Annotated in this window: 19 protein-coding genes and 2 pseudogenes; 12 read left to right on the top strand and 9 right to left on the bottom strand. The window is 45.3% G+C overall.

Annotated features, from left to right (window positions below; all coding sequences use genetic code 11):
• Positions 1-28: 28 nt before the first annotated feature.
• The 3 genes from ACXABW_RS17395 to ACXABW_RS17385 all read right to left on the bottom strand — a co-directional run bounded on the left by ACXABW_RS17395 (position 29) and on the right by ACXABW_RS17385 (position 5,135).
• Entirely contained in the window at positions 29-2,383 is a 2,355-nt protein-coding gene (locus tag ACXABW_RS17395; RefSeq protein ID WP_457526527.1) for a fatty acid cis/trans isomerase, read from the bottom strand.
• Between the two features lie 165 nt (positions 2,384-2,548).
• Positions 2,549-4,114, bottom strand: a complete 1,566-nt coding sequence (locus ACXABW_RS17390) for an arylsulfatase (protein ID WP_457526525.1) — start codon at positions 4,112-4,114, stop codon at positions 2,549-2,551.
• Positions 4,115-4,382: 268 nt separating this feature from the next.
• Entirely contained in the window at positions 4,383-5,135 is a 753-nt protein-coding gene (locus ACXABW_RS17385) for a substrate-binding periplasmic protein (RefSeq protein WP_457526523.1), read from the bottom strand.
• A 226-nt stretch (positions 5,136-5,361) separates the two neighbouring features.
• On the opposite strand from ACXABW_RS17385, the gene ACXABW_RS17380 reads away from it, so the two are divergent.
• From ACXABW_RS17380 to ACXABW_RS17350, 7 genes and pseudogenes are all read left to right on the top strand, one after another.
• A complete protein-coding gene (locus ACXABW_RS17380; protein ID WP_457526521.1) occupies positions 5,362-6,348 on the top strand; it encodes an AAA family ATPase in 987 nt (328 codons plus the stop codon).
• A 12-nt stretch (positions 6,349-6,360) separates the two neighbouring features.
• Positions 6,361-7,323 carry a DUF58 domain-containing protein gene (locus tag ACXABW_RS17375; protein ID WP_457526519.1) on the top strand — a complete coding sequence of 321 codons (963 nt, stop codon included), beginning with the start codon at positions 6,361-6,363 and terminating at the stop codon, positions 7,321-7,323.
• A complete protein-coding gene (locus ACXABW_RS17370) occupies positions 7,320-7,913 on the top strand; it encodes a DUF4381 domain-containing protein (RefSeq protein WP_457526518.1) in 594 nt (197 codons plus the stop codon). The genes ACXABW_RS17375 and ACXABW_RS17370 overlap by 4 nt, the downstream gene beginning before the upstream one ends.
• A complete protein-coding gene (locus tag ACXABW_RS17365) occupies positions 7,910-8,956 on the top strand; it encodes a vWA domain-containing protein (RefSeq protein ID WP_252030986.1) in 1,047 nt (348 codons plus the stop codon). The genes ACXABW_RS17370 and ACXABW_RS17365 overlap by 4 nt, the downstream gene beginning before the upstream one ends.
• Positions 8,949-10,703: pseudogene (locus tag ACXABW_RS17360) on the top strand (vWA domain-containing protein). Before ACXABW_RS17365 ends, ACXABW_RS17360 begins: the two are co-directional and overlap by 8 nt.
• Positions 10,693-11,961 carry a BatD family protein gene (locus tag ACXABW_RS17355; RefSeq protein WP_457526516.1) on the top strand — a complete coding sequence of 423 codons (1,269 nt, stop codon included), beginning with the start codon at positions 10,693-10,695 and terminating at the stop codon, positions 11,959-11,961. The pseudogene ACXABW_RS17360 and the gene ACXABW_RS17355 overlap by 11 nt, the downstream one beginning before the upstream one ends.
• 116 nt (positions 11,962-12,077) lie before the next feature.
• The gene (locus ACXABW_RS17350) at positions 12,078-12,983 is read left to right on the top strand and encodes a LysR family transcriptional regulator (protein WP_457526514.1); all 906 of its coding nucleotides are present in this window, start codon (positions 12,078-12,080) and stop codon (positions 12,981-12,983) included.
• 75 nt (positions 12,984-13,058) lie between these two features.
• Here the strand turns inward: ACXABW_RS17350 and ACXABW_RS17345 are convergent, their stop codons facing one another.
• The gene (locus ACXABW_RS17345; protein ID WP_457526512.1) at positions 13,059-13,637 is read right to left on the bottom strand and encodes a sugar O-acetyltransferase; all 579 of its coding nucleotides are present in this window, start codon (positions 13,635-13,637) and stop codon (positions 13,059-13,061) included.
• A 218-nt stretch (positions 13,638-13,855) separates the two neighbouring features.
• Between ACXABW_RS17345 and ACXABW_RS17340 the strand changes: the two genes are divergently transcribed.
• Both ACXABW_RS17340 and ACXABW_RS17335 read left to right on the top strand, forming a co-directional pair.
• Complete coding sequence (locus tag ACXABW_RS17340; RefSeq protein WP_252034217.1) at positions 13,856-14,263, top strand: hypothetical protein; 408 nt, start codon at positions 13,856-13,858, stop codon at positions 14,261-14,263.
• Positions 14,264-14,445: 182 nt separating this feature from the next.
• The gene (locus tag ACXABW_RS17335; protein ID WP_457526511.1) at positions 14,446-14,868 is read left to right on the top strand and encodes a hypothetical protein; all 423 of its coding nucleotides are present in this window, start codon (positions 14,446-14,448) and stop codon (positions 14,866-14,868) included.
• Positions 14,869-14,927: 59 nt separating this feature from the next.
• On the opposite strand, the gene ACXABW_RS17330 is transcribed toward ACXABW_RS17335, so the two are convergent.
• Both ACXABW_RS17330 and ACXABW_RS17325 read right to left on the bottom strand, forming a co-directional pair.
• Positions 14,928-15,608, bottom strand: a complete 681-nt coding sequence (locus ACXABW_RS17330; protein ID WP_457526509.1) for a DUF1826 domain-containing protein — start codon at positions 15,606-15,608, stop codon at positions 14,928-14,930.
• A 257-nt stretch (positions 15,609-15,865) separates the two neighbouring features.
• Positions 15,866-16,537, bottom strand: coding sequence for a heparin lyase I family protein (locus ACXABW_RS17325; protein WP_457527212.1), 672 nt, complete (start codon positions 16,535-16,537; stop codon positions 15,866-15,868).
• 403 nt (positions 16,538-16,940) lie between these two features.
• Between ACXABW_RS17325 and ACXABW_RS17320 the strand changes: the two genes are divergently transcribed.
• On the top strand, positions 16,941-17,504 hold the full coding sequence (locus ACXABW_RS17320; protein ID WP_457526507.1) for a flavodoxin family protein: 564 nt from the start codon (positions 16,941-16,943) through the stop codon (positions 17,502-17,504).
• Positions 17,505-17,571: 67 nt separating this feature from the next.
• On the opposite strand, the pseudogene ACXABW_RS17315 reads toward ACXABW_RS17320, so the two are convergent.
• Together ACXABW_RS17315 and ACXABW_RS17310 are read right to left on the bottom strand one after the other, a co-directional pair.
• Positions 17,572-19,256: pseudogene (locus ACXABW_RS17315) on the bottom strand (alkaline phosphatase family protein).
• 9 nt (positions 19,257-19,265) lie between these two features.
• Positions 19,266-20,054, bottom strand: coding sequence for a formylglycine-generating enzyme family protein (locus tag ACXABW_RS17310; RefSeq protein ID WP_457526505.1), 789 nt, complete (start codon positions 20,052-20,054; stop codon positions 19,266-19,268).
• A gap of 136 nt (positions 20,055-20,190) precedes the next feature.
• On the opposite strand from ACXABW_RS17310, the gene ACXABW_RS17305 reads away from it, so the two are divergent.
• Both ACXABW_RS17305 and ACXABW_RS17300 read left to right on the top strand, forming a co-directional pair.
• The gene (locus ACXABW_RS17305; RefSeq protein WP_457526503.1) at positions 20,191-21,546 is read left to right on the top strand and encodes an anaerobic sulfatase maturase; all 1,356 of its coding nucleotides are present in this window, start codon (positions 20,191-20,193) and stop codon (positions 21,544-21,546) included.
• 47 nt (positions 21,547-21,593) lie between these two features.
• Positions 21,594-22,616 carry a hypothetical protein gene (locus ACXABW_RS17300; RefSeq protein WP_457526501.1) on the top strand — a complete coding sequence of 341 codons (1,023 nt, stop codon included), beginning with the start codon at positions 21,594-21,596 and terminating at the stop codon, positions 22,614-22,616.
• Position 22,617: 1 nt separating this feature from the next.
• Here the strand turns inward: ACXABW_RS17300 and ACXABW_RS17295 are convergent, their stop codons facing one another.
• The gene (locus ACXABW_RS17295) at positions 22,618-24,240 is read right to left on the bottom strand and encodes a VRR-NUC domain-containing protein (protein ID WP_457526499.1); all 1,623 of its coding nucleotides are present in this window, start codon (positions 24,238-24,240) and stop codon (positions 22,618-22,620) included.
• Positions 24,241-24,309: the final 69 nt, after the last annotated feature.

Below are 24,309 nucleotides of genomic sequence, written 5' to 3'. Positions count from 1 at the left end.
GAAAACAAAGGCGTTTTCGCTCTAATCACTATCTGTTTTCGAAGCGGTTATAGTCCAGCAAACCGAACTCGATAGGTTGATCTTTCTGATACCAAGTATGAACACGGTCGCTGAACGGCCAGAACTCAGGCGAGCTTCGGCGAATGGCGAAACGGTCTAACAGTTTCACGTAGTCTTCTTCTGACTCGAGTGTTTGCAGCGCCTTCACTAATTCCGGAATTTCATCTTCCTTTAAGTTCAGATACGCAGCAGGGTAGCTGCCGATTACACCGCGAACAAGCGTGAGATCATCGTTGGCAATATCGCGATTGCTGTCTTCATCAAACAAGCTAGAAATATTAGTGTGAGCATTGTTATGCAGCAGGGTAAAGAGTTGGTCTTCACCACTGTTCGACTCAATCATCAGCATCAAGATTTGAGGAACATAAACTAACCCTGCACCTTTGATGTTGTCGATGGTTTGCAGAGCTGCCTCGTTCTTGTCGCTAAATCCAGTTTGTTCAATCGCATATCGATTAGACAGGACAGGGCTTAGCTGAGTTTTAAGAATATCGTACAGTTCTGCTTTCGGGTCATCGGTTTGATACGGCACATTAGATGGTTGATCAAACGGTTTAACGTTACGTTGCAGGAATTTACTAAACTGAGGGCTTTGGTCTTTATACCAGCTAGAGTGTTCCTCATGACGCATGTCTTTTGGTAGCAATGAGATAAAGTTGCTTTCACCTTCTAAACGCAAGAAGTCCATGAACATGCGGGTAATTAGCTGGTGGCCAAAGTTGCCATACACATCGAATCCTGCCACTAATAAGTAGTGAATTCGCTCTAGCAATGCGTAATCCAAAATCCAAGCTGTTTTAGGTGGTTGGCCTACTAGGCCTTGCACAACCGATGCACTGTCGAAATGGCGGAAAACCGTAAGTGCAGCGTTAGGGTTAGTCCCGTTGCCTGTCCAAATTACATCGGTTGTGAGGTGTTCACCGTTCTTAAACCAATTGTTAGTGAATTCAGCTTTCGCTTCGAGGAAACGCGCCTGTTGACGTGAGTATGTTACCCAGTTTGAAACTGGCACTGTATTGCTTTCGAGTTCACCTGGTAGTTTAAGGTTGTCCGCTTGGCTGCGGTAAAACTCATTGATCTCTGGGATATCCGATTTTTCAGGGTCGACAAAGAATACCCAGAATCGGTCGTTAATAACGTTCAGAGCTAACTGACCACGACACACAGGGCCCTTAATGAATGCCATGATGGTGTTTTGGGCGTTGTCTAACATAAAGCTAAAGCGCGCTTTCACGGGTAGGTCGATGAACGCTGTCATTGGGTTTGCCGCCACTTTCACATCATAGCTCGGCAGGCGTTCTACGGTGTAATCTGCGTCAATAAACCACTCTTTCCACTTGAGCATACGTTCTTCGTTCAGAGCGTAGGGCATGTGAGTTTTATCAACGATGGTGCCTTGTTCTGGAACTAAGCGGTAGTAGACACGATTTACGCCCGGATCGTCGTATGGGCGGCGTGTGCTTATACGCTCTACCGGTTGGCCTGGTGGTGTTTTTGAACGAATCAAGGTGAAGAAGCGGGGCTGTTCGTTCAAGTCTGAGAAGTAGAGGTGAGAAAGGAACAGGTGCTCGTAGATATAGCGTGCAGCCAACTGATTCTTACGCGAACTCTTGTTTAACACTTGCTCATATTGTGCGACCAGTTTTTCTTGCTCCGCAGTCAGTGGAACGTGTTCATTCATGATGCCGCCATTTTGCAACCACGTCATGAGCGTGTTGTATTCACCTTTCTCTAGATTAGGCATACCGAAAGGCATTCCCCATGTCGGGTAGTCTTGTTCGTATTGAGCATAGGTTTCGATAGTCGGACATTCTTGTTGGCGGTCTATAGAGAAATCAAAGCCTTCCAACTGGTCTTGCTGTGGAAGTGGGTGATTCTCTTTTTGCATCAGCATACGAGCGACAAGGCCGGCTTCCATGTTTGCAGTAGGTGTTTGAATACGCTCGTTAAGAATTGGGTGGAAGCCAAGATCACGCCATTGCTCTGTGGATTCCGCATCTTCAAACAGTCGGGTAGGGTTCGCTGCGGTTAGACGAGTTCCTTGGTAGACGAGTTCTGGGTTTGCTCCACGATCAATCCCTTCAACAGAAGACATTTTCAATTGGCAAGGGGCATCGTAACAGGCATGGCAGACCACACAGCGGTTATCGATGATCGGTTTGACTTCATCCATAAAGAAATCAGCCTGAGCGGAATCTATGGGTGCTTGACGTTGCTGTACTTCTGGCTCGCCAAATAGTTCGTCATAATTCAAACCTGCGTAGGTTGCACAGCCGGCAAAAATCGTGACTAAACCAATGACTAAAAGGTTACGTAAATTCATAAAGTTAACGTTCAAAGAGAATTTTTTGTAATTAAAGCAGAACGTCAGGCAAATACCAAACAGTGATATTGATAATTTACATGAATTTGGGAGGGGAATAGCTGAATGAAGCGCATACAAAAAAGGCCGCTACAGAGGAGCGGCCAAAGTGGAACAACCGGATGGTTATTTCATTACTTTTTGACGTACTTGCTCAAGTTGATTCAATTTACCTTGAAGCATGTAAGTGTTTTGGTTGAAGTTACCCGGGTTAAGCACTTGGCTGTTCTGCATTGGGTAATCCGGGAGAGTCTTCATGAACTCTTGAACTTGATTGCCTACTGGTACAAACAACCACATGTTATCAGCCATCCAACGTAGATACATGCCAGATTCGTGTGGTGCTTTTTCAAACGGGTCTGCACGTAGGTGAACAATCTGTGGCCAGCTTGGTTGGAAACGTACTGCGTCGGTAATGTTACCGTCCATCACTGCAAATGAAATCTTGAAGTCGTTCCAACGCACAGCGTTTAGCTCAGCGTTAGCAGAGAAGTACAGTAGTGAATCACGAGGGCCTTGTTCTTCTTTACCTTCAAAGTAAGGCAGGAAGTTGTAGCCATCTAAGTGTACGCGCCAGTTTTTGCCGTTGTAACGTGCACCTTTGTCTGATGCTAGCTTCTCAACCACTTTGTCGTCGCCTGCTGCAGCAAGTAGGGTTGGGATCCAGTCTTGGTGTGCCATGATGTCGTTGATCTTAGTACCTGGTTCAATTACGCCAGGCCAGCGAACAAGCTGAGGAACACGCATACCACCTTCGTAAGTTGTACCTTTTTCTCCGTGGAATGGTGTTGCACCGCCGTCAGGCCAAGATACTGTCTCTGCTCCGTTATCGGTTGAGTAGATAACAATGGTGTTATCAGCGATGCCAAGTTCGTCTAGTTTGTCTAGTAGAACACCAACGTGGTCGTCGTGCTCTAACATGCCGTCTGCGTAGATGCTGATACCAGATTTACCTTGGTATTTTTCTTGTAGGCGTGTCCAAACGTGCATACGAGTAGTGTTGTGCCAGATGAAGAAAGGCTTGTCAGCTTTGACCGCTTTTTCCATAAAGGCTAGTGACTCTTCTAGGAACTCTTCATCTGCGTGTTCCATACGTTTACGAGTCATTGGGCCTGTGTCTTCAATCTTGCCATCGGCTGTCGACTTGATTACACCACGTGGGCCATAGTTCTTACGGAACTCTGGATCTTTCGGGTAGTAGTATGTCTCTGGCTCTTCTTCCGCGTTTAGGTGGTATAGGTTACCGAAGAACTCATCGAAGCCATGGTTAGTTGGTAAGTGTTTGTCTTGGTCACCCATGTGGTTCTTACCGAACTGAGCTGTCATGTAGCCTTGTTCTTTAAGAAGGTCGGCGATAGTTGGAGCCCAATCAGGAATACCGTGGTCAGAACCTGGCATACCAATGGTAAGCAAGCCAGTACGGAATGGTTCTTGGCCTGTTAGGAATGCTGCACGACCAGCGGTACAGGATTGTTGGCCGTAGTGATCGGTAAATAGTGCGCCTTCATTTGCAATACGGTCGATGTTTGGGGTTTGGTAACCCATAATGCCGTTGTTGTATGCGCTGATATTGTAGATACCAATATCATCGCCCCAGATTGCGAGAATGTTCGGTTGGTCAGCTGCTGCAGCCGCACCAGAGGCTGCTAGTAAACCAACACCGACTGCCACTTTGTTTATTTGGGTAGCCATAGGGACTCCAATGTGTTTTTGTGGTTGGAAAGACAAACCTTTCGAAAAGTAAGGTTTTGCTGGCTGCTAAATTAATCCCTTAGGCTGTAACTGTCGCTTTATAGTGACTATAACTATTTGTTATATCTCAAATGTAAGTGTTTGAATTTATGTGGTATTAAGGTTCTTCTGGTCGAATGGCTGCTAAAGGTTAGTGTTAACTGGGTCATACTCGGGACATTTGTCGTAGGTGGTTTGAGCGATGTGGAGGTGAATTGCTGGGGGAGTGCTAGTTAGAAAACTCGAGAGGTGGCTCCAAACCGTAATGAGCGTATATTTTAGAAATTTTGCCTTGTTCCCTTAGCAGCTTGATACGTTCATCAAAAATCTTAGCCAATGACACAGATTTTTCCGAGTTGGAGAATACAACGAACAGTTTCTCACCTTGCTTAGCGGGTTCAATCGAATAATCCGGATTATTGTAGGCAAAAGATTTTTTAAAATTAGATTGGTAGTCCAGCACGGCATCCACTCTGTTGTGCTCGAGTAGTTTAAGCGCTTGAGAGTAATCGTTGGTTTCTAGCGGTTTTAAACTGATACCGCTTAGAAAGTTGGTGTCAAAACTATAACCTCTTACCCAAGCTACGGTTTTGCCACTTAACATCTCGATGCCTAAAGTGTCCCATTCCTTTTTCAATCCGCTTTTGAATATGATACTGACATGCTCTTCAATGCTGAGGTGTTCTTTAGGGTAGATATAGTCGATTTTATGTTTCACAAAGTCATAGTAATCACCGACGTACGCATCAGCGGTCTTGGCTTTGACCATATGTTGAGCTCGCTTCCATGGAACTGTTCTCAGCGTAAGTTGAATCCCTAACGGTTCATAGACTGCCCTGACAATATCCCAATACACCCCAGTACCGTCGCTGTTGGTGTAATCAGGCCACTCCGCACATACCAGCGAAACGTTTTTAATGTCTTGTGACATCGCATTGAACGACAACATAACTAACAGGAAAAATAACGACTTAGCTTGCATACCCAAATAGATGGAAAGTGAATGTCTTGATTTAACTATAGAAGCTACAGGCGCAGATTAATAAGTACTACCACGACGAAGTGCCTACAATGAGGCGCCTATCACTACTTGAGTTCCAGCGCAGACTACCGATTCCCATAATCACTATAACCAATAGTTATCTCTGAATTTTTTAAAATTGAAGCTGACAATTTTATTCGCGTTAGATTGGATCTAAGAGGTTTCAATGAATCAGCTGCAGAGCAAAGTGAGTGAGCTCATCACTCGTGTAGAAAGTGACGTCATCGGCCAAGAACATGTTGTTCGTGCCTTAGTTATTGGGCTTCTCACAAATGGACATGTTCTATTAGAAGGCTTACCGGGAACCGCAAAAACACGTTCGGTAAAGTCACTAGCCAGCAGCCTAAATAGCCAATTCGGACGTGTTCAATTTACCCCAGATCTTCTTCCTTCTGACGTTACGGGCACGGAAAGTTACCAAGAAATTGATGGCAAGCCGCAGCTAAAGTTTCAGCCAGGCCCAATCTTCAGCAACATTGTGCTAGCGGACGAAATCAACCGTGCTCCTGCTAAAGTACAAGCCGCGTTATTAGAGGCGATGGCGGAATCGACTGTGACAGTGGGTGAGAAAAGTCATGTTTTGCCTGATTTGTTTATGGTGCTTGCGACGCAAAACCCTGTAGAACAAGAGGGGACTTACCCACTACCTGAAGCGCAGATGGACCGCTTCATTATGAAGGTTACCGTCGATTATCCAGAAGATGAAGCAGAGCGAGACATTATTCGTTTGGTTCGCGGTGAAGAGCTAGCGGAGAAAAGTTGTGATGCAGATTCGGATGTTCAAGGTGCACTAGACCCAAACACCATCTTAGAAGCTCGCAAGGAGCTAGCAACGGTGAATGTCTCGGAAATGGTTGAAAACTATATTGTTGCCTTAGTCATGGCGACGCGTAAGCCAAAACGTTACCCTAACACTGACCTAGAAAAATGGATTGATGTGGGTGCAAGTCCTCGTGCTTCCATTGCACTCGACAAGTGTGCTCGTGCACAAGCATGGTTGCACGGTCGCGATCATGTGTTGCCTGATGACGTGAGAGCTATCGCCCATAATGTACTCGGCCATAGATTTAGTCTGTCTTACGATGCATTGGCAGATGGCATTAGCCAGAAAATGGTGGTCGATTTACTGCTTGATCATGTTGCCATCGGCTAAGGGGCAAAGGCCATGGTTAAACCGGTTATCCCCACACAAAGTCAGTCGTTAGATCCTCGGCTGTATTGTGACTATGCGAGGTTAGTTAAGCTTCAAGCACAATCGCAGTCTTTCACTTTATTGCCGCAACTGAAAGCGGGAAGTGCGCTTTCAGGTCGACACCAATCTACATTTCGTGGCAGAGGATTAAACTTCGAAGAACTACGTCATTATCAACTTGGCGATGATATTCGAAATCTTGATTGGAAGGTCACACTGCGTACTGGGAAACCCCACGTGCGCAGCTATACCGAAGAAAAAGATCGCAATGTGGTGATTGTTGTTGATCAACGTAGCTCAATGTTTTTTTCCTCTGTTGAAGTCATGAAATCTGTGGTCGCAGCTGAAGTGGCAGCCTTGTGTGGATGGCGAGTTTTGAAAGACAGCGATAGAGTCGGTTTTCTTATCGCTGGAAATAACGGATTAAATTGGAGTAAGGCCAAACGCTCACAAAATGATTTATTGGCAAGGCTTAAGTTGCTGTCCAATATCAACCAAGAACTAAACGTGCATTCTGTTTCCGACAATACCCCAACGTTTTCTCAGATCGTGTCTTTACTGAATCGCCTCAAACTAAGGGCGTGTACTCTCGTTTTTATTAGTGATTGGTCTGATGCAGAGCAATCTGATGTGGATTTGCTCAAGCAGCTTCAGCAACACAATGACCTGCTCGCCGTGAAAATTAGTGACCCTTTTGAACAGAAACTGCCTGACGAAGCCGCCGATAGAGGCTGGGTAATGGGGGATGGTACTTATCAGTTGAGCGTGAATGAAGCTGCTGCACTTAATCAAGTGAATCAGCACTTTAGGCATAAACACGGTCACATCCAACAACAGCTAAGTAAGATGATGCGAGCACACCACATTCCGCTGGTGGAGCTTGATACATCAGGCGAACACCTAACACAATTTAAGAAAATGGTTGGGGGACGATGATGTCTGAACATATGCCTCCAAGTACCTACATATTACGTAACTTAATTGATGTAGAAGTACCAGAATCTGTCAGTTGGTTTCCTCAAACTATAGGCTGGAAGATCATCGCTGTGCTCCTTGTTGCTTTGCTTATCTACGCTGCTTATCTTGGCGTTAAACATTGGTGGCACAACCGGTATCGTACTGAAGCGATAGAGCAACTTAAGCTCATTAATCTCGAAAGTGCTTCATCTGAGCAAGCGCTATTTAACGTGACTAAGTCGGTAATGGTTTACCTAAACCCACAGCACGCTTCTTTGTATGGTGAAGCACTCCTTAATTGTCTGGATAGCTACTTACTGAGTAAGGGGCAAGGGCTGCCAAACCAAACTGACAGTTTTCGATTCACAACAGAGGTTGGCAGAAAGTGGATGCAGTCGCTGGTGCAGCCTGATTGTTCACTAAGTCTTGAAGAACGACAGTTGTTAGCGAGAGATTTGTCCTATTGGGTGAAGACACACCAAGCGGCGTGCTCCACTGACGTTTTAGAGTCAAAAGAGGCTTTAGAGCAGGGCTCAACCGCCAGTCAACGAAAAGGAGGGCAGCTATGAACATTGAATTGGCTCATCCATTATGGTTTGTCATCCTGCCGCTGCCATTGGTCGTCTACTGGCTGCTCCCTGCATATAAAACGAAACAATCGGCTACTAAGGTGCCTTTCTTCGCTCAGCTTGTCGAAGCGTTAGGTGAATCACCCAGTATGGGGGCGCAACAGCTTCGGCCGAGGTGGTGGCAACGTATTGTGCTGATTCTTTCTTGGGTTTTTATTGTAACGGCATTGGCTAAACCGATGACGCTGGGTACACCCATTGTTAAAGAGAGTATTGGTCGCGACTTGATGGTGATACTCGATTTATCGGGTTCAATGTCTGAGCGAGATTTTGTGTCTGACTCAGGTAAGAAAGTTGATCGTCTCGACGCGGCTAAACAAGTGTTAGAAGAGTTTGCCAAGCAACGCGAAGGGGACAGGCTAGGAATGATTTTGTTTGGTGACGAAGCGTTCGTGCAAGCGCCTTTTACAGCGGATCATCAAGCATGGCTAGAACTATTGAGACAAACGGAAGTGGCTATGGCAGGCCCAAGCACCAACCTTGGCGACGCGATAGGGCTAGCGATAAAGGTTTTTGATGATCAACAACAGGCGGAAGCGCCGAATGAACCAGAGAAAGAAAAAGTCGTCGTCGTGCTTACCGACGGTAACGATACAGGAAGCTTTGTTGAGCCAATTGATGCAGCAAAAGTTGCAGCGGTGAAAGGCGTACGCATTCATATGATTGCAATGGGCGATCCAACAACGGTGGGCGAGCAAGCTTTAGATATGGATACCATAAACCGGGTGGCGAAAGAAACCGGTGGGCAGTCTTTTGAAGCACTCGACAGACAAGCACTTGGCGAGGCGTATTCCGTGATTTCAGACATCGAGCCGCAGCTTTATGAAAGTACTACTTACCGCCCAAAACAGAGTATTCATCACTATTTTGTTATTGCGATTGTTTTGCTCAATCTTATCGCCTTTGGGGCGGTTACTTTGACGAAAAAGCTGCGCAGTCGAGCCATTAATATGGAATCGAGAAAGGAGCAAAATCATGTTTGATTTCTCTTTTGTAAGTGAAGTTATCAGCCAATTTCACTTTATTCGACCGTTATGGCTGATAACCCTGATACCGCTGTACATAGTGTTTTACTTACGTTTGCATGAAGGTAACGACAATCAACTCGCAGAGTTGTTGCCTGCGCATCTTAAAGCTGCATTAACCGTCAATGATCAGGGGTGGAAAAGGCAATTGCCGCTCAAAGTATTATTTGGTGGTTTACTTTTTCTAGTCGTTGTTTGCGCTGGACCCACTTAGCAGCGTGCGGCTTCGCCATTTGGAGAAGATAAAGCGACACTTTCTATCGTGCTTGATGTCAGCGAAAGCATGAAGCAACAAGACGTCGCACCTAGCCGACTAGAGCGCGCTAAGCACAAGGTTCATGATTTGCTTGAAACGCGTGAGGGTGGCCGAACTGGGTTGATCGTTTATTCGGGCTCAGCTCACACCGTAATGCCACCGACTCAGGATAAGCGCGTGTTTGCACCGTTTTTAGCTGCTATCGATTCGGACGTTATGCCTGTTGGAGGTAAATCTGCTGAAAAAGCACTTCCGATTATCAAAGATCAATTGGTTGATCTTCCGGGTAGTACGGTTTTGCTCATTACCGATGGCGTAACACCAAGCACTATCGAACATTTTAAACGCTACTTCTCTGAGCATGAAAGCCAATTACTCATTCTGGCAATGGGAAATCCCACCATTGATACGCAGCGACCATTGGATATGGCGTCGTTAGATAAACTCGCTGATGTTACCAACGGGCGTTTGGTTGAAGTGACTATCGATAGTACAGATATCGACGCGCTTGGTCGGTTTGTAGAAAGGCACATGCAAATGAACGGAGATTCTGCAATGCCTTGGGAAGACATGGGGTACCTGCTGCTTTTCCCAGCAGCGTTACTATTGATGCTTTGGTTTAGAAAAGGCTGGCTTGTACAGTGGAGTGCGTTGCTTATTGTGTCATTGCCTATGTTATCACCAAGCCAAGCTTATGCCTCTCAGGCGGCGGATGATACTTCAAGATATGAGCAAACAGTTGAACAATCGAGTGCAGAAAAAGCTAATAAAGGCGAACTGGAACGCCAAGAAAAGAGAAGCTTTAGCAGTCAAATTTACCAATGGTGGATGGACTTATGGTTTACAGCGGATCAGCAAGGGCAGCTGTTGCTTAATGATCAGCAATACCTCGAAGCAGCAAAGCATTTCTCAGATCCGATACGTAAAGGGGTGAGCTTTTATTACGCGCGAGAATTTGAGTTGGCTCATAGTGAGTTTATCTCCGCTGATAGCAACTTGGGTTATTACTATGCGGCCAGTGCATTAGCGATGCAACGTGAGTACATGGCCGCTCGTGGAGTACTTAAGGCCCTGCTAGATAAAGAAGACTTAGAACCTGCATTACGTGAAAAAGTGGCACATAACTACCAAGTGATTAATGCGTTGATAGAAGAAATTGACCGCGTCAGTGAAAGTCAAACTAACACCACAGAGAGCATGGAGGAGTCCATAGAGCTTGGTGACAACCCGAGAACCAGTGAAGGGGCAGAAGAGCAAGCAGCTGCCGAGCTAATGAAGCGTGAAACCTTAAATGCTAACGAAATATTAGGCAGTGAGGAGTTAGCGAATAAATGGCTGACTAGGGTTGAATCGGATCCGAAGTTATTCCTTCAAGCCAAATTTCATATTCAATACCGTGATCAGAAAAACCAATCAACAACGAAACAAGGTGAAACGGATGCTCAATAGAATATGTCGAAGTTATTTCTTACCTGTTCTTGTGGGCTTCGGTTTGCTGTTTTCAGGTGCAGTTCATGCTGCAAGCAGCTTTAAGAATGACACGGTCAAAGACAGTAAAACTTCGGTTGAGTTATCAGCCTGGGTGGGTGATAAAGCTGCAACGTCGCCGCAAACTTTTACTGTAAAAGAACAAATTATCTTGTCTATTGATGTGGGTACACCACGCTGGTTTACCAGCGGTACTCGTATTGGTGGGTTAGAAATGGCAGATGTGATTGTGAAACAACGCAATCCGATGGCAACCAATTATACCGAGCGCAGGCAAGGCAATACATGGTCGAAACAACGTTGGGAGCTGACGTTGTACCCTCAGAAAGCAGGGCAATATACGATTGCACCGATTGCGGTTGAGGTGACGGTGTCACTACCAAGTGGTCAGTCGAAAAATGTCACGCTCTATACCAAGCCAATGACGTTTGAGGTGACGACACCAAGTGGCATGATTGCGAAAGACGAAGCTTGGCTCAATGCAAGCCGTGTAGATGTGTCGCAGCAATGGCAAACGTCTACCGATGATCTCAAAGTTGGTCAGGCGATCACTCGAACCGTGACCTTAAAAGCGGATGACACATTGTCTATTCTTATTCCGCAGATGTTGTCACTCGATTCTCAAGATAGTTATCAAACCTATGTTCAGCCAGTCCAGTTCGATGATGGCCAAGAGCGGGGTAACTATCGTTCGGAGCGCATAGAGCAGCAAACTTACGTGTTGCAGCAGGGAGGTGAGATTGAGTTCCCTGCAATTGAGCTGAAGTGGTGGAACAGCGACAAGCAACAATTGGAGTTGGTGACCATTGAAGGGAAAACCGTTGAGGTGAGTCATACCTTAAGTTCATGGCTGTCTGCTTACTGGCTTTGGTTGGTCTGTTTGGGTGTATTAACCTTCACCTTGATTGTTGGTTTTTTTGTTGCTCGTAACCACATCAAAACCCATGGTGCGCCGGAATGGTGGACACTTAGAGTGGCGATTAAATCACATCGTTGGTCAGAAGCGCGTGTGACCATTTATCGCAAGTTGCGCTTACAACACCAAGAGGTAGAGTTAGCGAAACACCAAGGCAACGAATTATGGCAGGCAGAATCTCAGGCACTTCAATCTGGCAGTACAGAGTCGAAGATCTTTGTTTCATTGTGGCGAAATATAAAAGGTAAATCAGTGAGAAAGAGGACGCTTATTCCTAAAGCGCTAAAAAAGCTCAACGAGTGAGTTCAAACGGAACGGAAAGTATGAATTCATCGTCATAGTTTATGAATAATCCTCGAAAACAGTAAGTTAGTTCACTATCATTAGGGTTCTGGCTTACTGTTTCTTTATAGGATTATATGAAAAACACAGAACTCAATCTTATTCCGATTTTTGTCGCCATTTACGAAGAACTGAATCTTTCTAAGGCTGCAAATCGGTTGGATATCAGCCAGCCAGCAGTGAGTAAAGCGCTCGCTCGAATGCGAGACATATACGACGACCCTCTGTTTCATCGCAATACGTCTGGTGTAGAGCCTACTACGTTTGCAGGTGATATTTACCCTGCAATGTCAGCCGCGTTAAAAAACTATACTTCAACACTCAATGCCTCTCGTGACTTTGACCCAAAAGTGACGAATCGGATTTTCTCGATAGCTTGTGTGTCACCTGCAAATTATGACTTGATGCCTAAGGTGATGAACCTTATCAGCGAAGTCGCACCCAATGTTTCACTCGAAGTCCACCCGCTATTTACGGAAGATTATGAGTCCGACCTTAGATTACAGCGACACGATTTGATCATCGATATGACGCCAAGAGGACGAACTTCCTTAAAATACGATGTGATTTCTAACGAAAACTTAGTTGTGGTTTGTAATCAAGATCACCCAAGGGTAGACGACAGCATTACCATGGAACAATTTCTGGAAGAAGAACATGTGGTTGTGTCACGCTGGCATACTCGTCGAAGCCTATTATCATCAGATGATTTCGGTGATTTAGACCAAAGGAAGATTGTGTACCGAGCGGCAGGTGTTATTGAGATGTTCCCAGTAATACAAGGCTCGGAACGCATCGGAATGTTGCCTGAATCAACGGTTAACGACTTTTCTGAGCGTTATGGCGTAAAAGCAGTACCACTGCCTTTTGACTTACCCAATATTGATTTGTGCATGATTTGGCACCCCAGCCGTACCTCTGAATCGGGACACCGCTGGTTAAGAGATAAGATTAAACAAGCCGCCAAGCAGCGCATTAAGTAATAGTAAAAAGCCCATCAAACGATGGGCTTTTTGCTGAAAGAGGCGAAAGAGTTCTTCTAACCAAATCTACGCCAGTTACTTATCGCTGATCTCATCATGTTCGTTTTCGTGAATGTGGCGTATTAGTTTCGCAGGAGTGCCTCCGTATAGTGAGTCAGGTGGCACATCAGAGTTGACGACGGAATTTGCGGCGATAACGGAGCGAGCTCCGATTGTGACTCCTTGATTGATCACGACATTTCCACCAATCCAAACGTCATCTTCGACGGTAATTGGCGCGCAGTGCGTTTCCCAGCTGCGGCGATCGCGATAGTCGAGCGAATGACTGGCACAATAAAATTGGGTGCTAGGTCCAATTAACACGTTGTTGCCGATGGTGATTTTCGCGCCATCTAACATGGTTACATTCATGTTTATAAAAGTGTGCTTTCCAACAAAGATTGTTTTGCCGAATTCACAGTGAAATGGCGGTCGAATGATACTTGAATCATCAATCTTTCCCATTAACCGCTTAAACAGAGGGTATCGCTCAGACTGAGCGACGCTTTGATTAATAGAGTTCAATAGCTGAGAGGCTTCATCACGTATGCGATTGATATCTTGATCGCCACCGTCAAAGTTTTCGCCTGAGAGCATTTTTTCAAATTCGGTCATCGTTTTTCAACTTCTATACGTTAAGGATAGGGCGGGCAGATGTTACCACGCGAAGAGAATTGCACGATGCAATAAAGATTATTTTTGGTTGATTGGTTCACTAACTAATCAATTACGCGGGCTAAGGTTGATCAAAGGTCACTGGTTGGAAACTGTTATTGCAGCCGTTTGCTAATAAGCGATAGTATAAAGGGCCTTTTATTCGTAAAGATTTCATGATGTCAGATGAAAAACTCGCGCTGGAATGGATGCGCCAACAAGCTCATAAAATTGATCCTTATGCCGAAGAGCGTACATTCGATGAGTGCGTCGAGCTTTTGGAACCTGCTTTTAAAAAAGGGAAAAGTGTCGCGCAGTTAAGGCACATGCTTGGTGTAGCGGATCGAAGAGCTGGTGCTGCAGAACGCAAACACGCTGCTTTAAAGTATGCCAAAGAAAAAAGCCCTAACGCAGGCCAGATCTTACGTCTGCAAAGTAAACTTCAACGCGTGGAGCTCGCGTTGAAGCTGGCGACCGGCGACAACAATATGACCATTTCCCAGTTTTGTTCAGAGTATGATGTGAGCAAACGTGACGGTAGCGAAGCATGGCAGGAAATACTGCTTAAGCAAGGTAAGAAAAGGTAGTTTCTTTGGTTGATTTATCCAAGGTTGATAAATCCATAGAGGGGTAGTAACCTAATTGCAGGCTGGTTGGATGCCTACCTCGCAAAAACGATAGTACCAACGTTATATTAAAACATCGCAAGCTTTCACTTGCATATCATCCCACAACCAATAGCGAGTAGGTTGAATACGAGGAGGACGATATGCGTCATCAAGGCAACCCTGATCTGCAACTGTGGCTTCGTGAAGCGAAGGTGCTGCAAAAAGCTGCCCAATCTACGTCACTGGCAGATTCACTACCTGTGTTAAGACGTTTGCTCGATGCTCGAGTACTCACCAATATTTCACTTCCAGAGCTTAAAAGGAACGCGTCGATGATTCAGCGTAAGCATCTTTTAAACCTTTTGGCTGCGGAAAATGGTTCAAACTGTTGGGCGGATTTCAAACATCAGATTACTCAGGCTCCGAAGGGCTCATTACGCCCATACAGCACAGAACTGCGAGAAGCGGGTTATCCCGTGTTGTGGTTTTCAACCCAGCCTGAAGCCAAGCATTATGCTGATACACATGGTGGAAAGGTTGTACAGGTAGGTAAGCAAGCCGCCGTCGTGCCAAACGATCTATAAAACAAAACCGATACGAGAGCCCAGATAAACAGATGAGCGTCGTATCGGTTTATTTTTGGTTAGCCGAAATCAATCGTAACTAACAAACGCGCTTCTCCAGAGAAGTTGATAGGAGAACGGTGAACAAGTGCATTATCTTCATTGCCTATCCAAGTTTCCCCCTTCAAAAGAGCGACGTCTCCAGTAGACATACACTGTATGTCTGATTCATCAGCATATAAGCCGGATTCCGCATCTGTTTGGCCGTTACTGCCCCTACCCAGTTTGGTTCGATCGAGTGTGTAGTTTGGTAGCCAATCAGTCGCGACTCCGTGGTACGTTGTCACTAAGCGGCAAGGTACTTTATCTACATGAAAACGCGGACACATCGCATTACTTAATACCGCGATGCGAAGCCCGACGTCTTCTAGATCAAACAGACAGCAAAACATATCGACAAGTTCTGCAAGGTCTTCTAGCAAAACTGCTGGTGCACTTCCATCTGTCGCTTTCTCCAGCGCGGCGAGCGCATTGCTAGGTGAAACAGAAAGTGATTTGTTGAACTGAGGGTGGGAGTCCACGAATTCCTGTAGAGAGCGTTTGAATTCGCTACCAAAAGAGCGTTGCCAAATCGCTATATTGAGGTGCTCTTGGTAGATGTTGCCAAGCACTTTGGCTTTTTTACCGGTACTACACGATTGCAGGGCACTTCCTTTTTCTATAGCTATTCGGGAAGGTGATTCGGATAAAGCGGAATTCATGTCATACCTCCGTGTCATATTTAAAAACCAAAATTCTCTGCACTGACTGTTACAGAGAATAATAAATTACACGAAATGTTATAACATAACAAATATTGCGTGATGAGAAAGTTTGTCCGCGGATTAGCTAATAATTTTGACTGAATCAAATGAATTGGTGAGGAGTAGTGCAGAAAGCTGCAATAGGGAACTTAATTTGGGACATGAGATGCAGGACTATCAAGCGACTAGATAGTCCCGGCATGTTTTCTGGTGGACTACTCGTTTAAAGCAATTTCTTGATAACCAGGTTGCACTGATTCTTTTGTTAATCCACGAGTCACATAGCGATAATAAACACTTTGTGTTGGTATTTTGTCTTTCTTTTTAAGCTCTTTGTATCTCGATACATATGTCCGATAAAGGCCGTACTTGAAGTAGGCTTTCGATGCAAAAAGGGTCTGCCCATTAAAACGCACTTTTTCTTTGCCGTTGATCCATGCCTTAAAGAAACCATCGGTGTCTTTTGACCAACGAACGTGCAGTTCTACTCGGTGCCATTTACCCCTTAGTTCTTCTTCGGGTATTAATTCCCATACAGTTTCAGTCTGGCCATCCACTTGTCTATCAAGGTGATAACCGCCTTTTTTTGCTGGAATCCAAGTGTCGTTGAGAGGTGGTGATTGATTCTGGAACATAAACACAGGTGCTGCATTGACCTGGTGGAACTGGCCTAAAGCTACTTTTGTTGGGTAAACACTAGGGTAATCCTCCGGAAAGTATATCTCCCACGCGTACCAATATTCACTGCCATTCACTTGCCGGTTTGTTTTCTGAGATAACTCGCTTCGCTCTCTATCATTGGCGCAGTCACTCCAACCCGCATTAGACGAACAATCTCCATCTCGAACCTCAAAATATTCGACTAATTCTTTGTTGCTAGGATCAATAGGGTCGGCTAGTTGTTGATATCCGTAGCTTCTGGTGTTGAGCGAACGTTTGAATTGCCCAAAGTCTTTATAAGCAGTGGTTTCACACCCAACTAAAGCAAAAGCGATAACGCGGTTATAAGAGACGTCTTCACAAGTAATCCTTTACTTAAATAATGGAAAGTTAACGAAGTATAGATTAGCTAACTGCACTCTCAAGAGAAATAGACGCGTGATACATGGATGGTGTCGTCATTATGACGCTTAAACTGAACCCTATATTCACTTACTAATACGCTAACAAATTCGATAGCTTTAAAAGCTTCAAAAATGATTAATTTCAAATACCTCTTGACCTCAACTTAGGTTGAGGTCTTAGCCTGTGCGTCGTTTCGAATAATTCACGCATAGGAAGGAAAGTATTTTGGCTAAGATTGCTATTGTCTATTTTACGCAAACAGATATCACCGGTCAGATTGCAAGGGCTATTGCCGCTGGTATAGAAAAGCAGGGGGACACCGAGGTTTTCTCTCATCGTATCGATGGTAAGGAGATTGTCGAAGGGCGCTTCACAAACACAGAAATACTGGAAGCGCTCACAGAGTGTGACGCGATAATTTTTGGGTCACCGACATACATGGGGGGCGTGGCCGCACAGTTTAAAGCGTTCGCTGATGCCAGCAGCGAAACATGGTTTTACCAAAAATGGGCGAGCAAAGTTGCCGCCGGGTTTACCAGTGGTGGAGCGTTGAATGGTGACCAATCATCGACGCTTCAATATATTCAGACTCTAGCTAACCAGCATGGAATGGTGTGGGTAGGTTTGGACAAGATAACCAATACTGGGGAGCACGGGATTAATCGATTAGGGACACAGGTTGGTATTGTGTCTCAAGGGATTGATGGAGAAGCCCACTCATCTGATATCGCAACTGCGGAATACTTGGGCGAACGAGTGGCTTCGTTAGTGAACAAGCTTAATCATTAGAGTTAGCGTTAAACTAGATAACAAAACACCCACCAATTGGTGGGTGTTTTCGGTTAAACATAACGCGTTACCGTGTGACTTCTTCTAACACTTCGCCTGTCGCGCCACTTGGTAAGGTGATACCAAGTTTATTCGATAGGGTTGGTGCGACATCGTATGGCGTGATGGCTCGGCTAATCTTTTGCTTCGGAATATCGAATCCGGCAAAAATCACTGGTACGTGTGTATCGTAACGCCAAGGAGAACCATGTGTGGACGCAATGGTTAGCCCTTCCATATCGGTGATGTAACTGCGCTGCTGGAATACAACATACACATCGCCTGAGCGTGCAGGGTGGTAGTTGTTTTTAATCAGCTCCATGACATGAGTGTTAGGAACTTGGTTTTTCGCGATGTCTGTGCTCGTGACGGCATACGCGACTCCCGGTACCTGTGATATCTCGTCGGCAACGGCGGCCTGAACCTTAGCTAGATCTAAGCCTTTACGTTTGATGAGTTCGTGGTCGAGGTAGACGTAGGGTTGAGCGTAGATACGAATTGCTTCTTTGCCTAACTTGAACTCTTTGTTCAGCCTTGCATATAACGCTTCACTTAACAGTGTATCTTGATTGAAGTAGTTTGCTGAGTAAAGCCAAGAGCATTGGCTGCCGGTGAGGCTTCAGGCACGCCGTGGTCAGCAGAGAGTACAATGACTGTGTTCTCTAACCCTACTTGGTTATCAACGGTATTCAGTAATTTAGCGATAGTTCGGTCGAGGCGGACCAAATTATCTTCAGTTTCAAGGCTCTCTGGACCGTACATGTGAATCACGTAGTCATTTGAAGAGAAACTCACCGAAAGATAATCGGTCACATCACCTTTACCTAGGTTTTCTTGTTTTAACAGCGTGCTTGCGAAGTCTTCAGTCAGCTCATCGCCAGCTGGGCTTAACGTTAGCATTGTGCTGAAGTATTTATAGCTGGCCGGTCCGTATGGATGCGGGAATGTACGCTTGAATCCCGCTAAATCGACTTTGTGGCTTTGGTCGTGTTCAACTAAGGTGTAATTCTCTTTTGGTAGGGTAAGCTCCCAACGTTTGCCGGAATATTGATTAGCAATTTCCTTTTCGTTCCATCGGTCTACCCACGTAGGGTAGGCATCATAGTAATAGTCAGAAGTGACAAATTCAGACTTCGCTTTAGAGAACCAAAATGCTTTACCTGTGTGACCAGCAAGAGCGATCGCGCCGCGATCTTTAACTGAGACAGCAAACGCCTTTGATTTTCCGCTGGTGGAGACAATTAACTCGTCACTGAACGTGGTCGAAAGTATAGGCTCTGGTGAGCGACCATCTTGCTGCGCGGCTTTCTGAGTTGGATCGATTTCCGTCGATTTGTCGACATCAGCACCGCTACTGAGCATTGAGTAGTCAGCATCTTCAACGTTATATACTATGCGCTGTTCGTTTCTGTCGTACCATACATTGCCAACCATCCCGTGAACACTTGGTGGTGCGCCTGTCGCTAGAGAGACGTGGCCAACAATGGTTTCGGTATTCCCATGTTCATAATGAGCATTGGTGTAGTGTGTACCGGTATCCATAAGGTAGCGAAAACCGTCGTCACCGAAGTTGTGTTTATATCGATCGAGTAGATCGCCACGTAAACCGTCGACTGTGATTTGTAGTACTAGGTTTGGCTTCGAATCGTTTGCGAATGTTGGCAGGCTGCAGAGCAGGGCGAGAGACAATGCCGAAAGTTGAATTGAACGCATAGGTTTTCCTTAATGTGCATCTTTAGCTAAACGCAGGCCCATGTCAGACATGATGATAGACTGACTGGCGAAATCGCGACGGAAGTTTTCGGAGTCGTTCTTGCCGTAAGAGAAACTTCCACCACGAAGAGATTTATGGGCGAGATTAACATCGCTATCTTGAGCGTTATTTGGGTTGTCGGTTGGGCCAAAGCGATAGTAGGTGTCATCGAATGCATCGATAACAAATTCTCCGACATTACCTGTCATGTCATACAGGCCAAGTTCATTAGGTTGTTTTAGGCCAACAGGGTGTGCGCGGTTGTTAGAGTTACCGTCGTACCATGCCACGTCATCAATGTTGTCTGAACCGCTATAAGTAAAGCCTTGGCTTTCATTCCCGCCTTTTGCAGCAAATTCCCATTCTGCTTCCGTTGGCAATCGGTATTCTTCGCCCGTAAGTTCGTTGAGACGTTCGATAAAGTAATTGGCTTGTTGCCAACTGATATTGTTGACTGGGATGTCATCGCCGGCAAAATAACTCATTGATGATCCCATCACGGACTCAAACAATTCCTGAGTCACTTCAAACTTAGATATGTAGAAACTGTCGACACTGACGTCTCTTGCGGGGTGTTCGGCTTTAGATGCATTACTGGCGTTTGAGCCCATTTCAAACGTTCCCCCCTCAACTAAAACCATGTCGGTATTAATTTGTTGCGCTATCGTGTGGCTTGGTGCCGTCGCACAGCCAGATATAACTAGGGTCAATGTTATGGCGCTAATTGAGCTTAAATACTTGTTGCTTAAAACGTTCATGCTTTGCCTCACGGTCAAAAGAGTTAGCAACAGACTACCGAAAATGGTCATTCCTAATGGTTATAAAGGGTATAACAAGCCATAGACATCATTGGGAATTATGATTATTCCATCGCAAGACTCTAAGGTGGAACGCATGCATATTACTCAAGGCCCGCAATTTAATGGTAAAGCATCAAAAAGACTGCACGTGATGGCAAAGCCAATCGGAGCAGCATGCAACATTGATTGCACTTACTGCTACTACCTAAGCAAACAGGACTTGCTGGAATATAAAAAAGGCTGCTCACCAAAAATGGATGACGAAACGTTAGAGCATTACATTTGCCAGTATATTGAAGGGCAAAATACGCCGGAGATTATCTTTTCTTGGCAGGGCGGTGAGCCGACCATGCTTGGTTTGGAATACTTTGAGAAAATCGTTTCTCTGCAAGAGAAGTACCGTCCGTCGGGAGTGAAAATATCAAACGACCTTCAAACTAACGGCACTCTGCTTAATGATGAGTGGTGTGCGTTTTTGGGCAAAAATAACTTTCTGGTTGGTTTGAGTATCGATGGCCCTGAATTACTCCATAATACTTACCGAACTAACCGCGCAGGTAGAGGCACCTTTAAACAAGTGATGGCTGCGGTAGAACTGCTGCACAAACATCAAGTTAATTTCGCCACCCTGACATGTGTAAATAACCTCACCAGTCAAAACCCGCTCGAAGTGTATCGTTTTCTGCGTGATGTGGTTAAGTCGCCACAAATGCAATTTATTCCGATTGTGGAGCAGAAAACGTTCCGTACAACGGCCCCACAAACTTGGGAAGCGACCGCGCAACTAAAACAAGGTGATAAAAGACTAATCCCTGGCCACAAAGATTCCATCATGGAGCCATGGTGCGTGTCGGATCATGCTTGGGGGAACTTCCTTATCGCGATTTTCGATGAGTGGATTCAAAAAGACTTAGGCAAAGTGTTTGTTCAGTACTTTGAAGCGAGCGTAGAAACGTGGATGGGGCGACCAAACCCTTTGTGCACGTTGAATGAGCTATGTGGTAAAGGTTTAGCGATGGAACCTAATGGCGACGTATTCGCATGTGACCACTATGTGTATCCGGAATACAAGGTGGGAAATATTCATCACCAGAAACTTGATGACATGGCTTACAGCAAGGAACAACAAACTTTCGGGTTTGCGAAATCAAGAACGCTGACTAGCCAGTGCCAAGGGTGTGACTACAAGTTTGCTTGTCATGGTGAATGTCCAAAAAACCGATTCATCCGCACCAAGGCAGGAGAGCCAGGGCTTAATTATCTTTGTGCAGGTTGGCATAAGTTTTTCGCTCATGCGGACAAGTCTCTTGCTTACATTCTGAGAATGACGGGCAACCCAGTTGCTCATGGCAAATTTAATGACCAAAAGCTGCGTGAGTTAAATGGTCAATCTGTGGTGGCAAGTCGCACACTTCATTCAAATCCATCTCGCTTTGAAACTAAATTCTGAGGGCTTTAACTGTGATTAATTCAACTCATTCAAAAGTAAATAAATTCATGACCCTGTTAGCCTGTTCTGTAATTGCTGGCTCTGCACTGGCACAAGATGAAGCGTTGTTACAACCGGATCAAATCCAGGGAGACACTGCGGTTACGCAAGCGGCGGATGATGTACAGGCGAGATTAACAAAGCTTTCTTACACCGCGCAGAACCAAAATGAACAACCGGAAGTTCGCGCCGATGCACTAAGACAGCTTGCGCAGTACCCGAGCCAAAATGCTTTAGTCGCTGGAGCACGAGGGCTTAAAGACCCAAGCTTTGTGGTACGTGAAGCAGCGATCATAGGCTCAGATCCATACCAATTAGAGCACCGTTGGCGTATGGTGGCTCCACTTTTAACTGATGAGCATCACTCAGTGCGCGCTGCAGCGGCGGCTAACTTAGCACGTGACTACAACAATGTAAGTGAAGAGCAGCGTGCTCAATTAGAAGCGCCGATTGCCGAGCTGGTCGCTTTTCTAGAGCAGCAGCAAGATGACGGCTCTAAATTGCTTCTTGCCGATGTACTTCGCTGGCACAACCAATGGGTAGAAGCGGACAAGCGCTACCAAACATTGCTTGTAAAAGATTCAGACAACCCACAGTTGTGGCTAAACCTAGCCGACAACTACCGAGCGCAAAGCAAAGATAAAGAAGCGATTGATACACTGGATACTGCTATACGCAAATTACCGGGAACCGCATCATTGCATTACTCGAAGTCTCTTGCGTTAGTGCGTTTGGAAGACAGAACAACAGCAGCTGAGGAGATTGAAACCGCGGCAAAACTGGCTAAAGACAATAGTTATTACTGGTATTTAAACGGTGTTTTACAAGAAGATTTAAACATCGATAAGTCGACAAAATCATTCGAGAAAGCCTATCTAATTTCAGGTGCGCCTGAGCAGCTTTATGCCGTATGCGACATCTACGTGAGATACGGCAATGAGAAAACAGACGAGTGTCTAAAAGAGCTTGGCAAAGTCGCACCTGACTATGTCATCAAAGACCTAAAGTCGAAACAGGTTAAGGGAAGTTAATCTACTGATTCACCCAGCAAACCGAAAATGGAATGCCCAAGCGTTCAAACTGCTTTATCCAACGCCATTGGTTATCTTGCAGTTTATCGCCTGGGCCTTTTACTTCTATCCACTCAAAGCCACCATCCTTGAATACGATGAGATCTGGCATGCCATTTCGGTAAAGCTTTAGGTCGCTCATCATTATCTTAAATAGCGCTAACAAAGTATCGATTGGGATATGTTTGCATGCTTGGTCTAGCAGCTCTTGTGATAATCCATTCCAATGCACAAACGGATTGGCAAGACCAAACTTATCTCGATAGGTTTGCATCATGTGTTCAAACCCGTTTTGTTTAAGTCGCTTAAATGCTTTCTCGAACATCACTTTGCGCTTTTGGGAAAAATCGGAGTGATACAAATCCAGTGGCCTATGCTGATAGGCATTAATAAAAGCGCCTTCGACGTCTGCAAAAACCACATCCCAAAACGCTAAACCAAATAGTCCATTCAGCAGAACGTTTTCACAGTAGAAAGCTTGGTATCCCGCTTTTATAAAATGCTCCATAGCCGCGAGTTCGACACGTTGTTGGGTGAGATCCAACGACAAATGGTGCTCTTTAGTCTTAGGCTTTTTCGCCCTAGGTACTTTTTGCCCCTGTTTACGAAGCAACCTTTGCTCTAGCTTGATGGCGACTTCTAGTTCTGACTCGTTTTCGGGAGAGGCCAGCATATTGTGAACTATGTGGCTAAAACCATCGTTATCGTCTAATTTGTCGTAGATACGGGCTTGGCGTTCACGTGAAGGTGGAAGTGGGCTTTTCTCAAACCACTCAATAGCGAGTGGGAAATCGTTGAATCGTTCAAGATCGCGCGCGAGATCGTTAATTAACTTGAATTGCTTGCGTGCGATATAGGAATGTTCCGATACCGCAGGTAATACTTGAGACAGCGCCTCTAATAAAGCATCGATATTTGCTTTGTCTTTTTGGTTGCATAGCCAATAGGCGTTGCTCAGTTGGCTTAATGTTAATAGTTGGTCGATTTCATCTCGCGACGTAAAGAAGCGGCGCTCCTTACTTAACGGATATTGTTCAAACTGATGCAGACCGAGATCGTCGAGAACAAACTGGCTAAGATCTTGGTGAGTATTGGCGAAAAATAGCGTGAGTAATACCGAAATGAGCTCTGAATTAAGTAGCTCAATACAATCAAAGTTTAGTGATTCGAATCGGGTAAAAGGCGTGTCTGTCAGGCTTGCAACGAGCTGATGTTTAGGCGCTTTACGATCTAATTGGGGGAAACACTCCAGTACTTCCGGCTTAGTGAGCAGCGATGCTGCGAGGTCTTGTTCGCTGATGAGTCCATTTAAGTCGATAAAATTCTGTTGCTGTAGCTTGGTTAACGCATCCTTAAGCTGGGGGATCTCGGTATATTCAAGTTTATCACTACGAAACCAACTGCCACGGCGTGAATACAAACGAACTAATAAACATTGGCTCTGCTTCGGCAGAACGGAAAAACGTTCTATCCAGCTAAGCTCATTTGGTGTGAGTATATCTGCGTACCAGGTTAGCGCATGTTCTGTGAGCTTTTTGAAATTATCGAGATAGTAATCAGCGGCAAGTTGCGGGGCAGGGAGCATAGTGTCTATAGATACAAAAAGAGCTTAACCATAGGTTAAGCTCTTTACGCAATAAATCAATATTGTTCA

The organism is Vibrio paucivorans, assembly GCF_054053395.1.
The sequence above is the reverse complement of the archived record's forward strand: the minus strand, read 5'-3'. Positions and strand labels throughout refer to the sequence as shown.

What these genes read in the sequence shown, in the direction of transcription:
- ACXABW_RS17365 (WP_252030986.1), top strand. Translation starts at nt 7,910, where the DNA reads ATGAACATTGAATTGGCTCATCCATTATGGTTTGTCATCCTGCCGCTG.
- ACXABW_RS17310 (WP_457526505.1), bottom strand. Translation starts at nt 20,054, where the DNA reads ATGAACGTTTTAAGCAACAAGTATTTAAGCTCAATTAGCGCCATAACA.
- ACXABW_RS17330 (WP_457526509.1), bottom strand. Translation starts at nt 15,608, where the DNA reads ATGAATTCCGCTTTATCCGAATCACCTTCCCGAATAGCTATAGAAAAA.
- ACXABW_RS17345 (WP_457526512.1), bottom strand. Translation starts at nt 13,637, where the DNA reads ATGACCGAATTTGAAAAAATGCTCTCAGGCGAAAACTTTGACGGTGGC.
- ACXABW_RS17370 (WP_457526518.1), top strand. Translation starts at nt 7,320, where the DNA reads ATGATGTCTGAACATATGCCTCCAAGTACCTACATATTACGTAACTTA.
- ACXABW_RS17385 (WP_457526523.1), bottom strand. Translation starts at nt 5,135, where the DNA reads ATGCAAGCTAAGTCGTTATTTTTCCTGTTAGTTATGTTGTCGTTCAAT.
- ACXABW_RS17355 (WP_457526516.1), top strand. Translation starts at nt 10,693, where the DNA reads ATGCTCAATAGAATATGTCGAAGTTATTTCTTACCTGTTCTTGTGGGC.
- ACXABW_RS17390 (WP_457526525.1), bottom strand. Translation starts at nt 4,114, where the DNA reads ATGGCTACCCAAATAAACAAAGTGGCAGTCGGTGTTGGTTTACTAGCA.
- ACXABW_RS17375 (WP_457526519.1), top strand. Translation starts at nt 6,361, where the DNA reads ATGGTTAAACCGGTTATCCCCACACAAAGTCAGTCGTTAGATCCTCGG.
- ACXABW_RS17350 (WP_457526514.1), top strand. Translation starts at nt 12,078, where the DNA reads ATGAAAAACACAGAACTCAATCTTATTCCGATTTTTGTCGCCATTTAC.
- ACXABW_RS17380 (WP_457526521.1), top strand. Translation starts at nt 5,362, where the DNA reads ATGAATCAGCTGCAGAGCAAAGTGAGTGAGCTCATCACTCGTGTAGAA.
- ACXABW_RS17335 (WP_457526511.1), top strand. Translation starts at nt 14,446, where the DNA reads ATGCGTCATCAAGGCAACCCTGATCTGCAACTGTGGCTTCGTGAAGCG.
- ACXABW_RS17295 (WP_457526499.1), bottom strand. Translation starts at nt 24,240, where the DNA reads ATGCTCCCTGCCCCGCAACTTGCCGCTGATTACTATCTCGATAATTTC.
- ACXABW_RS17300 (WP_457526501.1), top strand. Translation starts at nt 21,594, where the DNA reads ATGACCCTGTTAGCCTGTTCTGTAATTGCTGGCTCTGCACTGGCACAA.
- ACXABW_RS17395 (WP_457526527.1), bottom strand. Translation starts at nt 2,383, where the DNA reads ATGAATTTACGTAACCTTTTAGTCATTGGTTTAGTCACGATTTTTGCC.
- ACXABW_RS17340 (WP_252034217.1), top strand. Translation starts at nt 13,856, where the DNA reads ATGTCAGATGAAAAACTCGCGCTGGAATGGATGCGCCAACAAGCTCAT.
- ACXABW_RS17305 (WP_457526503.1), top strand. Translation starts at nt 20,191, where the DNA reads ATGCATATTACTCAAGGCCCGCAATTTAATGGTAAAGCATCAAAAAGA.